General features: G+C 55.2%; 14 protein-coding genes. 11 read left to right on the forward strand and 3 right to left on the reverse strand.

From position 1 onward, the window contains the following. The first annotated feature begins 104 nt into the window (after positions 1-104). The 7 genes from ACJJIK_RS21285 to ACJJIK_RS21315 all read left to right on the forward strand — a co-directional run bounded on the left by ACJJIK_RS21285 (position 105) and on the right by ACJJIK_RS21315 (position 7,470). The gene (locus tag ACJJIK_RS21285) at positions 105-1,061 is read left to right on the forward strand and encodes a PHP domain-containing protein (RefSeq protein WP_444943795.1); all 957 of its coding nucleotides are present in this window, start codon (positions 105-107) and stop codon (positions 1,059-1,061) included. A 93-nt stretch (positions 1,062-1,154) separates the two neighbouring features. After that, positions 1,155-1,778 carry an L-threonylcarbamoyladenylate synthase gene (locus tag ACJJIK_RS21290; protein WP_444931849.1) on the forward strand — a complete coding sequence of 208 codons (624 nt, stop codon included), beginning with the start codon at positions 1,155-1,157 and terminating at the stop codon, positions 1,776-1,778. A 54-nt stretch (positions 1,779-1,832) separates the two neighbouring features. Continuing rightward, on the forward strand, positions 1,833-2,864 hold the full coding sequence (locus ACJJIK_RS21295) for a segregation and condensation protein A (protein WP_444943796.1): 1,032 nt from the start codon (positions 1,833-1,835) through the stop codon (positions 2,862-2,864). Positions 2,865-2,874: 10 nt separating this feature from the next. Then, positions 2,875-3,978: an SMC-Scp complex subunit ScpB gene (gene scpB / locus ACJJIK_RS21300; RefSeq protein ID WP_444943797.1), complete on the forward strand. Its 1,104-nt coding sequence runs from the start codon at positions 2,875-2,877 to the stop codon at positions 3,976-3,978. Between the two features lie 22 nt (positions 3,979-4,000). Continuing rightward, positions 4,001-4,867, forward strand: coding sequence for a 23S rRNA pseudouridine(2605) synthase RluB (gene rluB, locus ACJJIK_RS21305; RefSeq protein ID WP_444931846.1), 867 nt, complete (start codon positions 4,001-4,003; stop codon positions 4,865-4,867). A gap of 759 nt (positions 4,868-5,626) precedes the next feature. Beyond that, complete coding sequence (locus ACJJIK_RS21310) at positions 5,627-6,886, forward strand: YHYH protein (RefSeq protein ID WP_444943798.1); 1,260 nt, start codon at positions 5,627-5,629, stop codon at positions 6,884-6,886. 80 nt (positions 6,887-6,966) lie between these two features. Then, positions 6,967-7,470, forward strand: a complete 504-nt coding sequence (locus ACJJIK_RS21315; protein ID WP_444931844.1) for a hypothetical protein — start codon at positions 6,967-6,969, stop codon at positions 7,468-7,470. Positions 7,471-7,522: 52 nt separating this feature from the next. Here ACJJIK_RS21315 and ACJJIK_RS21320 read toward each other — a convergent pair whose 3' ends face one another. From ACJJIK_RS21320 to ACJJIK_RS21330, 3 genes are all read right to left on the reverse strand, one after another. Next, complete coding sequence (locus ACJJIK_RS21320) at positions 7,523-8,185, reverse strand: SRPBCC family protein (RefSeq protein ID WP_444931843.1); 663 nt, start codon at positions 8,183-8,185, stop codon at positions 7,523-7,525. An 88-nt stretch (positions 8,186-8,273) separates the two neighbouring features. After that, positions 8,274-9,650, reverse strand: a complete 1,377-nt coding sequence (locus ACJJIK_RS21325) for an ATP-binding protein (RefSeq protein ID WP_444931842.1) — start codon at positions 9,648-9,650, stop codon at positions 8,274-8,276. A gap of 10 nt (positions 9,651-9,660) precedes the next feature. Beyond that, positions 9,661-10,368, reverse strand: a complete 708-nt coding sequence (locus tag ACJJIK_RS21330; RefSeq protein WP_444943799.1) for a response regulator — start codon at positions 10,366-10,368, stop codon at positions 9,661-9,663. A 168-nt stretch (positions 10,369-10,536) separates the two neighbouring features. Here ACJJIK_RS21330 and ACJJIK_RS21335 point away from each other — a divergent pair, with 168 nt between their 5' ends. The 4 genes from ACJJIK_RS21335 to ACJJIK_RS21350 all read left to right on the forward strand — a co-directional run bounded on the left by ACJJIK_RS21335 (position 10,537) and on the right by ACJJIK_RS21350 (position 12,863). After that, positions 10,537-11,001, forward strand: coding sequence for a Spy/CpxP family protein refolding chaperone (locus ACJJIK_RS21335; protein ID WP_444931840.1), 465 nt, complete (start codon positions 10,537-10,539; stop codon positions 10,999-11,001). 220 nt (positions 11,002-11,221) lie between these two features. Further along, entirely contained in the window at positions 11,222-11,764 is a 543-nt protein-coding gene (locus tag ACJJIK_RS21340; RefSeq protein WP_444943800.1) for a flavodoxin, read from the forward strand. 7 nt (positions 11,765-11,771) lie between these two features. Continuing rightward, a complete protein-coding gene (locus ACJJIK_RS21345) occupies positions 11,772-12,140 on the forward strand; it encodes a hypothetical protein (RefSeq protein ID WP_444943801.1) in 369 nt (122 codons plus the stop codon). 261 nt (positions 12,141-12,401) lie between these two features. Further along, a complete protein-coding gene (locus ACJJIK_RS21350) occupies positions 12,402-12,863 on the forward strand; it encodes a Spy/CpxP family protein refolding chaperone (RefSeq protein WP_444943802.1) in 462 nt (153 codons plus the stop codon). Positions 12,864-12,988 lie beyond the last annotated feature (125 nt).

A 12,988-nucleotide genomic window follows, 5' to 3' on the forward strand; every position in this document is an offset into this window, starting at 1 on the left:
CCCGGCGCGTCGCTTACTGTGACTGCGAGTCCGGGCCTTATCCCTGAAAACGCCGGGTGCCGCATAGACAGCGGCAAAGGGCGATTGTTCCTAAAAAGACGGATATGGCGACCTTTTTCATCGTCGAACTGAGTGAGAGCCTGTTGTTGAAGACCCTTTCAGCCGATTTGAAGACAGACCTGGTGGATCTGCACAGCCACAGTACCGCGTCCGACGGTATTTTAAGTCCTGCACAGCTGGTGTCGAGAGCGAAATCCCAGGGTGTGACAATGCTCGCCCTGACCGACCACGATACGGTGGGTGGTGTAGGGGAGGCGCAGCGCGAGGGCGACCGTTTGGGAGTAGCGGTGATCGCGGGAGTGGAGTTCTCCAGCCTCTGGGGGCGCAGGCCTGTGCATATTGTGGGGCTGAATATCAATCCGCAGTCGGAGTCGCTGCGAGCGGCGATCCAGTTGCGCGAACAGCTGCGCGAGGAGCGGGCGCTGCGCATTGCGGAAAAGTTGGAAAAGCGCGGTTTTACCGGGGCCCTTGAGGGCGGCCGCGCTATGGCGGGCGATTCGGTGTTGGGGCGGCCGCACTTTGCCCGCTGGCTGGTGGAGGCGGGCCATATAGAGGATGTGGGCAAGGCCTTTAAGCGCTACTTGGGGGCCGGTAAGGTGGGGGATGTGCGGGTCGAGTGGCCCCAGCTGGAAGAGACCATCGCGACCATTCACGGGGCCGGTGGCTGTGCGGTATTGGCCCACCCCCTCAAATACGGATTGACCCGCACCCAGTTGTTGCGGCTGTTGGGGGCGTTTCTCGCTGGGAGCGGGGATGCGGTGGAGCTGTTGTGTGGCCGGCAAAACCCGACTCAGACCCGGGAGTTGAGGGCTCTTCTGCTCTCCGCCGCCGAAGCGGCGGGCAGATCGATGCCACACTGCTCTCTTGGCAGCGATTTCCATCAACCGGAGCAGCCCTGGCGGGAGTTGGGGTGCGTTCACTTGCCCACAGACGTCGAGCCTGTGTGGAATCTGTGGCACACTCTGTACCGGGAACAGCGGGGTCACGCTCCGCTGCCCTGATTCCAATTCTGTGAATTGGGGGCCGCCGCCCGGCGTTGAGACCGGTGAGTGGCGGTGAGGTATTTTCTATCGGTAAGGCTTTTGGGGGGCTTTGTGGCGCAGTTTTTTCAGATTCATCCGGATAATCCTCAAGGCCGCCTGATTAGTCAGGCGGCTGAGATTGTCGCCCAGGGGGGCGTTATTGTTTTTCCCACCGACTCCGCATATGCCATCGGTTGTCGCCTGGGAGAGAAGCTGGCTGTCGAGCGTATTCGGGCGGTGCGCCAGCTGGATAAACAGCACAACTTCACGTTGATGTGCCGGGACCTATCGGAGCTGGCGACCTATGCCAAGGTCGACAACCAGATGTTTCGCTTGTTGAAGAATCACACCCCGGGTCCCTACACCTTTATTATGCCGGCGACCGCCGAAGTGCCGCGCAGGCTGATTCACCCGAAACGCAAGACCATCGGTATTCGAGTGCCGGACAACCCCATCACCCTGGCCCTGATCGAAGAGCTGGGCGAGCCGCTGATGAGTTGCAGCCTGATTCTGCCCGGCGAAGAGCAGCCTCTGACTGAGCCGTACGATATCCGCGAAACCCTGGAGCACCAGGTTGAGCTGGTTATCGATGGGGGTTTCTGCGGGTTGGAACCCACTTCGGTGGTGGATCTGACCGGCGATGAGCCCCAGCTGATTCGCCAGGGGTGTGGCGCGACTGACGAAATACTGGGCTGAAAGCCGCGTCGCTCGTGTATAATCGCGCGTTTGCACGATTGAGGGTGGGGCAGGGTGTCCAGTGAAGAGTTACTAGCGCAGGTCGAGGAGCAGGTGTTGGCCGAAGTTGCGGCTGGCGGTGACGAGGCCTCTGACCCGGCTGGCGATGGCGATGGCGAATCGCAGGGCGGGGACTCGGATGAGGATTCCCCCCTGGCCCTGGTGCAGGGCGAAGCCTTTACCGACCTCCCACAGGACCTTTTTATTCCACCCGATGCCCTGGAAGTTGTTCTGGAAGCTTTTGAGGGGCCCCTGGATCTCCTGCTGTATCTGATTCGCCGCCAAAACCTGGATATTCTCGAGATCAACGTCGCCGACATCACCCATCAATATATGGTGTATGTGGATATGATGACGGCAATTCGCTTTGAATTGGCCGCTGAGTACCTGGTTATGGCGGCTATGTTGGCGGAGATCAAGTCGCGGATGCTGCTGCCGCGACCGCCGGAGGCCGAGGAAGAGGAGGGCGAAGACCCCCGCGCGGCTCTGATTCGCCGCTTGCAGGAGTACGAGCGCTTCAAAACGGCGGCTGAGGACCTCGATGAGATCCCCCGCGTTGGCCGGGATATTCACCAGGCCAGTGCAGAGGCGCCCGATCGCAGTATCACACGCCCCGACCCGGAAATTGACTTGAAAGAAGTCCTGGTTGCCCTGGCAGATGTATTGCGGCGCGCGGATATGTTTGAGAGTCACCAGGTCGAGCGGGAGAAGCTGTCTACTCGCGAGCGTATGACCCAGGTACTGGATAGAATTCGCCACGGCCAGTTTGTGCCTTTTGTCAGCTTGTTTACCGTGGAGGAGGGACGCCTGGGTGTCGTAGTGACCTTCCTGGCAGTGATGGAACTGGTGAAAGAGTCCCTGGTGGAACTGGTGCAAAACGAAGCTTTTGGCCCGATTCATGTGCGCGCTCGCGCCACTACCCACAGCGGTGAAGGCGGGGAGGGTGTCGACAGCGAGCTGGAGGATTGGGCTCTTGACGACGCTGAAGGGCCCGGGGACGAAGCTGTAGAGGCCCCGGATAAAGCGTCAGAAATGTATTCGAGTTAGAAATTAGAAGATGACAATCGCCCCCGAATTACTGCGTAAAATTGTCGAAGGCGCCCTGCTGGCTGCTGGCCAGCCTCTCAGTGAAGAGAAATTGTTGTCTCTGCTGGAGGAGGAAGAGCAGCCCTCCAAGACTACCCTGAGAGATGTGCTCGAAGAAATTGCCCAGAGTTGTGCCGATAGGGGCTTTGAGCTGAAGAAGGTCGCCAGTGGCTGGCGTTTTCAGGTGTCTGAAGAGCTGGCCCCCTGGGTTAATCGGTTGTGGGAGGAGAAGGCGCAGAGGTACTCCCGCGCAACCCTGGAGACCCTCGCCATTATCGCCTACCGCCAGCCGGTAACCCGGGGCGATATCGAGGATGTTCGCGGCGTAGCGGTGAGTTCGCAGATTGTTAAAACACTGCTGGAGCGCGGCTGGATTAAGGTGGTGGGGCAGCGGGATGTACCCGGCAAGCCATCTCTCTACGCGACAACCCGGGAGTTTCTCGATTACTTTAATTTAAGTAATTTGGATGACCTGCCGACCCTGGCTGAGATTCGCGATATTGACAGTCTGAACCAGATATTGGAGCGGGAAGGACTGCCCCCAGAGCCGCTTGCAGAGGCGGGGGATGCCGAGGCGGATACGAGTATTTCGACAGATCCTGAGCCTGTGCAAGCCCCCGAGGCTGAAGTCTCTACACAAGCCCCTGCCGCTGAGGGGGAGGATGTGGATGATGCACTGGTAGAGGCGCTGGCCGAGGAGATTGTCGCTGAGGCTGAGTCCGGTGTGACTGAAGTAACAGCTCCGCCCGAGCCGGATATCGATGGTGACGCGCTGCGCTCCTCTAGCGAAGAAGATCTGGTGGAAAGTGCAGCTGCGGAAGTTCAGCAGCAGCTGGCGCGGGAGGAGTCGGAAGACTCCCCGGAGGCGGATGCAGAGCTTGACCCCAGTGATGAGGACGAAGTTTACAGCGACGACGAAAGCGGTGCCGAATCGCTGCATATAGAGGAGAGTGAGGACTCTCTAACCGCGACGCTGCCACCTAGCAGTATGTTTGCCAAAGACGACACAGCTGCTGAGGTCGCCGAGGAGTCGGCGGCGGTAAATGCTGATGTCGATGAAGAACCAAAGAAGTAGTACAAGTGGAAAACACCACCCCATGAGTGATGGTACCCCGCCAGCAGGCGAGAAATTACAGAAAGTATTAGCGCGCGCCGGTCTCGGCTCGCGCCGTGAGATGGAGCGCGCAATCGACGCGGGCCGTGTAACCGTAAATGGAAAAGTGGCGGAACTCGGAGAGCGAGTAACTGAAGCGGATCATATCGAGCTTGATGGCAGTCGACTGCCTTCGGCGGAGCAGAATCGCTGTCGGGTGATCCTCTACAACAAACCCGTTGGGGAAATATGTTCCCGCCACGATCCGGAGGGCCGCCCGACGGTCTACGATCGCCTGCCGAGACTGAAAACCGGCCGCTGGATTTCAGTTGGGCGCCTGGATTTCAATACCAGCGGCCTGCTGTTGTTTACTAACAGTGGCGAGTTGGCCAATAAGTTGATGCACCCCTCCTCGGTGATCGATCGCGAATACCTGGTTCGAATTCAGGGGGATGTGGACGAAGAGATGAGGCGACGTCTGCTCAAGGGCGTATTGCTTGACGATGGATCTGCGCGCTTTACCGATATTGTTGAGAGTGGCGGCGAGGGTAAGAATCGCTGGTTCTACTGTGTGGTCATGGAGGGGCGCAATCGTGAGGTGCGCCGTCTGTGGGAGTCCCAGGGTGTCAGGGTGAGTCGCTTGAAGCGCGTGCGCTACGGCAGCGTGTTTATTCCCTCCCATGTGCGTGTCGGACAGTGGATCGAAATGGAGCCCCGGGAGATCGATGATCTCTGTGTAACGGCGGGAATGCCAAAACTGGGCCAGCGCCCACTGACCCAGGGTGAAAAGCAAAACCTGGAGCGCCAGCGCAGGAAATTGCGCAAGTCGCCGGCACCCGCAGCCCGGCGCAATCGACCGAAATTAGGTTAGTTATAAAAAAGCCCGCACTAGCGGGCTTTTTTATACGTGTAAGGCAGTGCTAAAACGCCAGTAGAAAGGTAGATGGCGGGCGATTAATCCAAAGTTTTCGAGTTGAATTTAATCGTATATTTAATTGTAGTTTTTCCCTTCACCTGTTAGCACAACAATTTACTTTCCCCTCCTCAAAAAAATACCGGACCGCCGAGGGTGTTTCTTTGAGATGTCTACAGCGTCCAGTCTTTCATTTTTCCTGTTGTGTTAGTTAATAATTTTTTGACAGGCAGCTTTTTCTCGAAGGAGGGTTAGAAAATGTCGATTGTTGTGAAGTTGGTCCGCAGGCGTCCACAATTCATTCACTTTTGCGGGCTAGTTTTTTGCCGTGTAAGACTTTAGTTGTGTTTAAAAAAATAAATAAACTTTTTTGATGATTTTTTATTTTGGGGTTTTTCGATTTTTTTGTGATTGCGAAAAGTTGATGGGGTGCCTGAAATTTTTATTGCTGTTGATTATTAAAAATTATTTTTAAGGATTTTTGTGGGTGTCTTGCTCGATTAGTGAAAATTGATTGTTTATGTACGGGTGAGTGTTTCTGTTGGAGGGGGTGGTGTATTGCTCAAGCTGCCCCATCAGGGATGTCGTTTTTTTTGTTTTGGGTGTGAGGAGGTGTGTTGCGTTGGGTTTTTGGGTTGCGCTGAGTGCCCAAATTCCCTGTCGATATTTAAAGATGTGAAGTTGTTTCTTGATAAATAAAAAATAAGGAGTGTTTTTGTGAAGCTAAAAAGATATTTTGCGGTTGGGGTTTTGCCCTGGGTGAGTATTGCCAGTGCTGCGGCGCAACAGCTCCCCGAGTCTGAATATGATGCAGAGGATGATGCGTTGAGCTCTGCTTATACAGTTTCAGAAGAGGGGTGGATACTTAATACAGACAGAGAGCGTGCCCGCTATATTTTCAAAAGCAACAGCAATCGCCGGGTGTTGGTGAATGTCCAGAGGGTTGAATCTGTCAGGATTAATGGGAAAGACTACACGAAGGTTACGGCCTCGGGTATTCCCAATTATCAGATCGATATCACTCAGGAAATATTTGACTCGCTTGTTGGTCGCCCCAAAGCATTTTCCGATTTTCTCAATGGCTATCCCTCTGTGGAAGTGGGGGATAGGGTCAGCTTTGCTCAGGATATTGGCTACCGCAGCAACGGCACTTGTGCCGCTGGGGCAGGTTACGGCTTTTGGCCGCCGGGCCCCGTCTGCCCGGAAGAGGTTTCCCACGAGGGGTATTTCCCGGCAGAGCCGGAAGTGGCGACAGAGCCCTGTGAATCAGGTCTCGGTGCCCAGGGGTATTGGGTCAACGGCACCTCCATTTATCAGTGGAGTGACGGACAGAGGGTCAATAATACCTGGCATACCTTGGCCGCTGAGGCCGAATTTTACGATGTGGATATTTGTGCTGGTCACGCGGCAAATGGTGACTATCACCACCATGTTTATAGCAGTTGTCTGGCAGATATCGTCGGTGATACTGCTGATGGCCACTCTCCCATCTATGGATATACCGCCGATGGCTACGCTATCTATGGTCCATGGGAAGATACTGGCGTACTGGCAAAGAGTAGCTGGGTAATTCGCAACTACGATAACCCGAATTCAGCTACGGGTTGCGGTGTTGCCGGTCGGCGCAACTGCCTGTTAGTCGATGAATACAATGTCGATCGCGGTGTTACTTATACGAATTATGCGGGCCCTGACACTGATGATATCTATACATCCGCCTCTGGCAATCAGTTTGAGGCTGTCTCGGGTTTCTTTTACGAAGATTACTACTGGGATGAAAGTTTGACTGACCGGGGCGGGGCCTATCTCGATCAGTTCAACGGTCACAGCGATAATCAGCGCGGCTACCATTATCATTTGACGGTGACAGAGGACAATAGTGGGGAATTAATTCCAGCCTTCCCGTATACGTTTGGCCCGCGTTTTGCTGGCAAGCTGGACAGCGAGGGGGTTGTGAATCGCTGTTGGGACTACTAACTCGTATTTAATCTAGGGGGCCTCTGAAAGCTGGAGGCCTTACGGAATTATTCAGAGGCTCCTTCAGGAGTAAATATTCAATGAAAATGCGCAGGTATTTTATCGCCGGGGTTTTGCTCTGGGGCACAGCGGTTCCGGTATTGTCACAGATGGCCCAGACAAATTCTCATGCAGGGCACAATGGCGATCAGCACCCCATGATTGAGATACCTGTGCATGCCGCAGTGCCCAGGATTGAGCTGGATATCAGCCGGGATGACCTGTCGGGCTACAACCTCCATATTGATTACGATCGGTTTGAACTGGAATCGCCGCGCTTTGCCGGTGAGGAAGATGAGCCTTTTTTGGAGGGGCATGCACATTTATATATTAATGGCAGCAAGGTCCAGCGCCTTTATGCCGCAGACCTGCATATTCCAGAAAAGCTATTGCAGCCCGGATTTAATCAAATCACCGTGACCTTTAACGCCCACGACCACAGTACCTGGAGTCGTGGGGGAAAGCGGATCTTGGCCACCCTGTTTATCCAGCGGGATAAGCCGGAGCTGGTAGTGCATCACTTCTCCAGCTCCCCAATCCGATAAAGCCCCGGGCGGCTATCGGGGAAGGGGGCCGCCGCAGGGGCTGCGCGACGGGCTATTGTGGGGGTGCGGGTGTCTCCCCCGCCTCCTCCTCATTTTGATTGCGCAATTCATTGGGAATGCCTTGGGGGCCATCACCCATAGCGTCATCCACATCCGAGGGAATATCTGACACCGTATTGGTGGAGGAGCCCTCCGGGGCGGTTTCAACGAGGTTCTTTAGTTTTTCCAGCCCCTGTTCATAGGATTCCCCCACCATCTTTTTCACTGCCAGTCCCATCCAGCGCGCCCTGGGGCCGCCGCCGGTATCACTGTAAAAATTCCAGGTGAGCAGGGTGCCGCCGCCCTGGGGTTCCAGCTGGAATTCGGCTGTGGCCTGGCTGCCGTCACCAAACTCCAGTTTGGTGGTGACAGTGGAGTTTCTCTGGCTGGTGAGGATGGTCTGGTTGCCGCTGCCGGCCTTGGAGTTTTCTCCTCGCCAGGTCATTTTGGCGCCGACTCCGGCCGGGGGACCGCTGTACTCATAGACTACTGAGGGGTCGATATGGCGCCACGGGGACCACTCGTTAAACTTGCGGAAATTGTTGACGTAGGGGAAAACTGTGGCGGGTGGCTTATTGATAAGCACGCTGCGGTGAACGGTGACCTCGCGGGGAAACAGGTATCCTGCGAGCACGAGTAGTACCAGGAAAATCAGGATATAAATAATCCAGCGCATAGCGGGTTCCTTTGCTATTTGCGGGTGCTGGGAAGCAACCGCCAGAAAATTCTGGCGGTAGAGATGCTTATATTAGCTGCTGTGCTGCTTAGTCGTCAGGGATATGTAGCAGGGGTAGGTTGATCTCAACACAAAGTCCGGCATTCGAGCTATTTTGGGCGCTGATACTTCCCCTGTGGTGCAGGATAGTGCGCTGGGCGATGGCAAGGCCGAGTCCAAAGCCACCGCTTTCCCGGGTGCGCGCGCTATCGGTGCGGTAGAAGGGGCGAAAAATAGCCTCCAGCTCTTCATCTGCCACGCCGGAGCCCGAGTCGACGACCGAAATGGTACAGGTGTCTGCTGACGCTTCAATCGACACTCTCACCTGGCCTTGCTCGGGACTGTACTTGATCGCGTTGCGCAGAATGTTCTCCAGCGCGGCGGTCAGGGAGCTGCCCCGGGTTGCGACAAGAAGCTCTTCGCCTTTGGAGCGGATATCAATAGACAGTTTTTTCTCCGCAGCTTCGCTGTGCAGGTCTTCCGCCAGCGCTCCGATCAGGGCGTTAACTTCCACTACATCGTCCAGGGGGCGCTGCTCCTGGGCGCTGATAGGAAGAGATAGCACGTCGGCAATAATGTCTTCCAGATAATCTGCGGCCTTGCCGATTTTATCCAGCTCTGTATCCAGTCCACCGATCTGTTTTTGGCGCGCGATCGCCAGTGCCACTTGCAGGCGCGCCAGGGGCGAACGCAGTTCGTGGGAGACATCCTTGATCAGACGTCGCTGTTCGGACATCGACTCCTGAAGCTGGGCAGTCATGGAGTCGAAATCCAGGGCCAGGTCGGTCAGCTCATCTTTGCGGGACTTCAGGGATGGGGTCACGCGGTAGTCCAGCTCGCCGGCGGCGACCCGCTTGGTGGCGGCGCGCAACTGTTCCAGTGGGCGGCTCAGGTAGCGGGCCAGCCAGTAGCAGGCGAGGCCGGAGGCGATCATGGACAGCAGCAACATCGGCCAGAAGTTGCGCCACAGGAAACGCAGCAGCAGGCCTTCCTTGCTGTCTCCGGCAATGACGATGATACGCAGGGGGTCGCCGGTGCGCAGGGGCAGAAAGAAGCCCACGGTGGGCTTATTGTTGACCAACCTGTGGGCTTCGCGGTTGCGGTAGTCGAGGCTGTCGATAAGTGGCTTCATACTCGATGGTACGTCGCGGCTGAGAATATCCCTCCCCTGCTGATCGACCGCATAGACCTGGCGTTTGACTTTCTTGGGGGCTTTTTCCAGCCAGTGCTGGAATTGCTCGGGGCCGTGGCGGCGAGCGATGCGCATATTGCGCATGACCTCACGAAACAGGGCGGGCCCCTCCCAGCGCTCCTCTTGCCGAGGGTCGCCGAATTCACCGAAGTGGGTAATGTAAATTGCGGCCACCACCATCACCATAGCGGTGATCCAGGCCCCAAAGAACATTTTCCAAAACAGACTGCGCATACTGGAAGACCTACTGCTTGCTCTGGGTAAGCATGTAGCCGGCGCCTCGGATATTGATTATCAGGTCGCGGCTGGCCCCCTTGTCGGCGAGCTTCTTGCGAATATTGCTGACATGGACATCGATAGAGCGATCGTAGGGCATCAGTTTGCGGCCCAGGGCGCTCTCGGTAAGTACCTCTTTGCCGACCACTTCGCCGGCATGTTGAACCAACACTTTGAGTACGGCGAATTCGGCCCCGGTCAGAGCGAGCACCTGGTCGCCCCAATAGCCCTGGTGCTCGGCGGGAAGCAATCGAATCTGACCGCTGCTAAGGCTGTCGTCACTCTCTCCGCTGGGCTCAACTCGCCCGCGACGCAGTACTGCGCGCAGTCTCGCCGCCAGCTCTCTGGGGTTACAGGGTTTGGGTAGATAGTCATCGGCACCCATTTCGAGGCCGACAATTCGATCGACGGTATCTCCCTTTGCCGTAAGCATCAGAACCGGTAGCGAGCGGCTCGCAGCAGAGGCCTCCTCGCGAAGCTTGCGCAGCACTTCAAACCCATTGTGAACGGGCAGCATGACGTCTAGTACCAGAGCATCAAAACTTTCGCTCTGTGCGAGTTCCAGCCCTCGGCCGCCATCGTTGGCAGCAGTTACTTCAAAACCCTCACCGGTAAGGTATTCCTGCAGCAGGTCAGTGAGTTCGGTGTCATCGTCGATTAAAAGGATGCGGCTCATGGCGTTCTCTCAGTTTCTGTGTGGCCATTATATGCAAAGCGCTGGCGCTGGTTACCGCCAACATAAAAGCTTTTTACCGTTCTTAACAAATGTTTACCGGCGTTTTCCCCCGTTTACACAAGCTGAGATTACTATGAAGTCACTGAACACAAACATGAGGACGAGGGAATGAAGTACTGGAAACAAGCAGTCGGAAGCTTGGCAATAGCGGGTGTTCTTATCGCTCCAGCAGCGATGGCCCTCGGCAGCTCTGAGGGCGGCCAGGGACGCGGATTTGAATATATGGCTCGCCAGCTCGAGTTGACTGAAGGTCAGCAGGCGCAGCTGAGGGCCAACCGTGAGAACTCTCAGGAAGCGAGAGCGGCACAGCGCCAGCAAATGTACGAGTTGCGCCAGCAAATAAATACTGCGATTGATTCGGGTGCCGACCAGGCGACACTGAATCAGCTGGGCGAGCAGCTCGGCAAGTTAAAGGTTCAAGAGATGCTGAGCCAAAACAGGATGAGGGAACAATTTAAGGCCATTCTGACTGACGAACAGAAGGCCAAGTGGGAAACGCTGAAAACTCAGCGCAAAGAGCGGCGCATGATGCGGCGTGACCAAGGTTCTTCAAGTCAGGATTCAGAGTCCTAGGCCCCCCAACCAAAGACTCCTTGTGCGATCCGCTGGGTGCACCCTTCCCCAAGGCCCAGCAGGTTCATAACCCTTAGCCCCCGCTGCCCCGGGGGCCTTTTTCTTTGTATCTTCCACTCCATACTTGCAGGGTAACTTGCTGAGCCAGGTTATTGCTGGGAGAATACGCCGCCTTGTAATTCAGTATGTAGTGGCCCGGATCGGGCGGAGAGGGTTGACAGTGAGTAAAATCGGCTTGTTCTATGGCAGCGACGAGGGGAATACCGAGTCAGTAGCTTTGCGCATCCGCGCCCGCCTCGGCGAAGAGAATGTAGATTTATTTGATATTGCCGATGTTACCCAGCTGGATATCGCCGGCTACCAGCATCTCATTTTTGGAATACCCACTTGGGATTTTGGTCAGATCCAGTCCGACTGGGAGGAATTCTGGGAGGACGTGCAGGAAATTGATTTTACCGGCAAGACCGTCGCACTATTTGGCCTGGGGGATCAGTTCGGATACGGCGACTACTTCCTGGATGCCATGGGTATGCTCCACGATGTGATTGTGGAGCGGGGAGCTGCAATAGTGGGCCGCTGGTCTACGGCGGGCTACGAGTATGAGGCGTCAAAAGCTGAGGTGGCGGGGGAGGCAAAGTTTGTCGGCCTGGCTATCGATGAGGACCAGCAGGAAGAGATGACCGCTGAGCGACTCAACCTCTGGTGCCAGCAAATCGCGGAAGAGCTTGCACTCGACTGCGAAGTTCTTGAGCTTGATGACTGATACCCCTATGAAAAGCTCCCTGCCATTTAGTGAATTTTGGCCCTGGTTGACTGAGCATACGAACTGTATTGTTCGCGCTGGAAGTAGCGATTCGGTAGTTTACGATGATGACGACTACCACTGGCGCTTCACCGCTGAAGATGCGCGTACTAAGTTAGTTCAGGTCATGCGCGGTAAGCGACCTGTCGCCGAGCTGTTTATTGAGCCCGAGCATATCGCTGCTGTGCGTATTTCTCCCGGGGAGCGGGGGGAGTATAACTTTGACCTGATAGCCGAAGTGCAGGGCCGCGAACAGGTCGTTTATTACTTCGTTTTGACTCACTCGCTAGAAGAAACCGATACAAAGCCAAGTCCCACCTCGGCCGCTCTGCACTGAGTGCCCTCTATGTGTTGCGGAGGCCCAGCAGGGTAAGCCTGTACGGCTTCCGAAATAAAGTTCTAAAAATAGCCCCCTCCATCGATTTAATTCCTTTAGTAGCGATTTAACTGCAACCAGGTTTGTCCGTCTAAATAAATATCGCATTAGTGTAAAAATAGCCTGCTTAACGTTCTTAACAAAGGTTTACCACAGTTATCCCCTGTTTACACGGCGGCCACTTAGTATGTATTTACTGAATGCAAACGAGAGGGTTGAACGATGAAAAACTGGAAAGCAGTAGTAAGTAGTTTGGCATTGGCTGGTGTTGTGGCTGTACCGGCAGTGAGTATGGCGTGTGATGGCAACGGGCGGGCGGAAGGTCGCGCTCATGGGCCGGGCAAAATAGTTAAAGAGTTAGAGCTGAGCGAAGCACAAAAGGATCAAATGAAGGCGTTTCGCGAGTCCAACCGCGAGGGTAAAGTGGCTCAGCGCGAGGAAATACATGGAGCCTATAAAGCGCTGCGTGAAGCGATTCGCTCTGGGGCGGACCAGAAAACTCTGGCGAGCCTGGGTGCTAAGATTGGCAGATTGGAAGTGGCTAAAATGCAGAGCCGCAATCAAATGCGCACCCAGTTTGAGTCCATTTTAACAGAGCAGCAGCTGGCTAAACTGGAAACCCTAAAGGCGGAGAAAAAGGATCGCCATATGAAACGGGCTAAGGCATATCACGATCACGGTTAAGTGTAGAGGTAATTAATCACGCCATTTATTGCGGTGTTAGCACCTAATGATTTAACGCTTACATCGCAATAAAGAGCTTCTATTCTATTTATTGGGTCCCTACCAGTGGTTCATATGGCAAAAGG

This window comes from Microbulbifer regidiadema (SeqCode), assembly GCF_052466995.1.

Coding starts and splice junctions, on each gene's coding strand:
- ACJJIK_RS21325 (WP_444931842.1), bottom strand. CDS start 9,650: ATGCGCAGTCTGTTTTGGAAAATGTTCTTTGGGGCCTGGATCACCGCT.
- ACJJIK_RS21315 (WP_444931844.1), top strand. CDS start 6,967: ATGAAAATGCGCAGGTATTTTATCGCCGGGGTTTTGCTCTGGGGCACA.
- ACJJIK_RS21350 (WP_444943802.1), top strand. CDS start 12,402: ATGAAAAACTGGAAAGCAGTAGTAAGTAGTTTGGCATTGGCTGGTGTT.
- rluB (WP_444931846.1), top strand. CDS start 4,001: ATGAGTGATGGTACCCCGCCAGCAGGCGAGAAATTACAGAAAGTATTA.
- scpB (WP_444943797.1), top strand. CDS start 2,875: ATGACAATCGCCCCCGAATTACTGCGTAAAATTGTCGAAGGCGCCCTG.
- ACJJIK_RS21345 (WP_444943801.1), top strand. CDS start 11,772: ATGAAAAGCTCCCTGCCATTTAGTGAATTTTGGCCCTGGTTGACTGAG.
- ACJJIK_RS21330 (WP_444943799.1), bottom strand. CDS start 10,368: ATGAGCCGCATCCTTTTAATCGACGATGACACCGAACTCACTGACCTG.
- ACJJIK_RS21320 (WP_444931843.1), bottom strand. CDS start 8,185: ATGCGCTGGATTATTTATATCCTGATTTTCCTGGTACTACTCGTGCTC.
- ACJJIK_RS21335 (WP_444931840.1), top strand. CDS start 10,537: ATGAAGTACTGGAAACAAGCAGTCGGAAGCTTGGCAATAGCGGGTGTT.
- ACJJIK_RS21285 (WP_444943795.1), top strand. CDS start 105: ATGGCGACCTTTTTCATCGTCGAACTGAGTGAGAGCCTGTTGTTGAAG.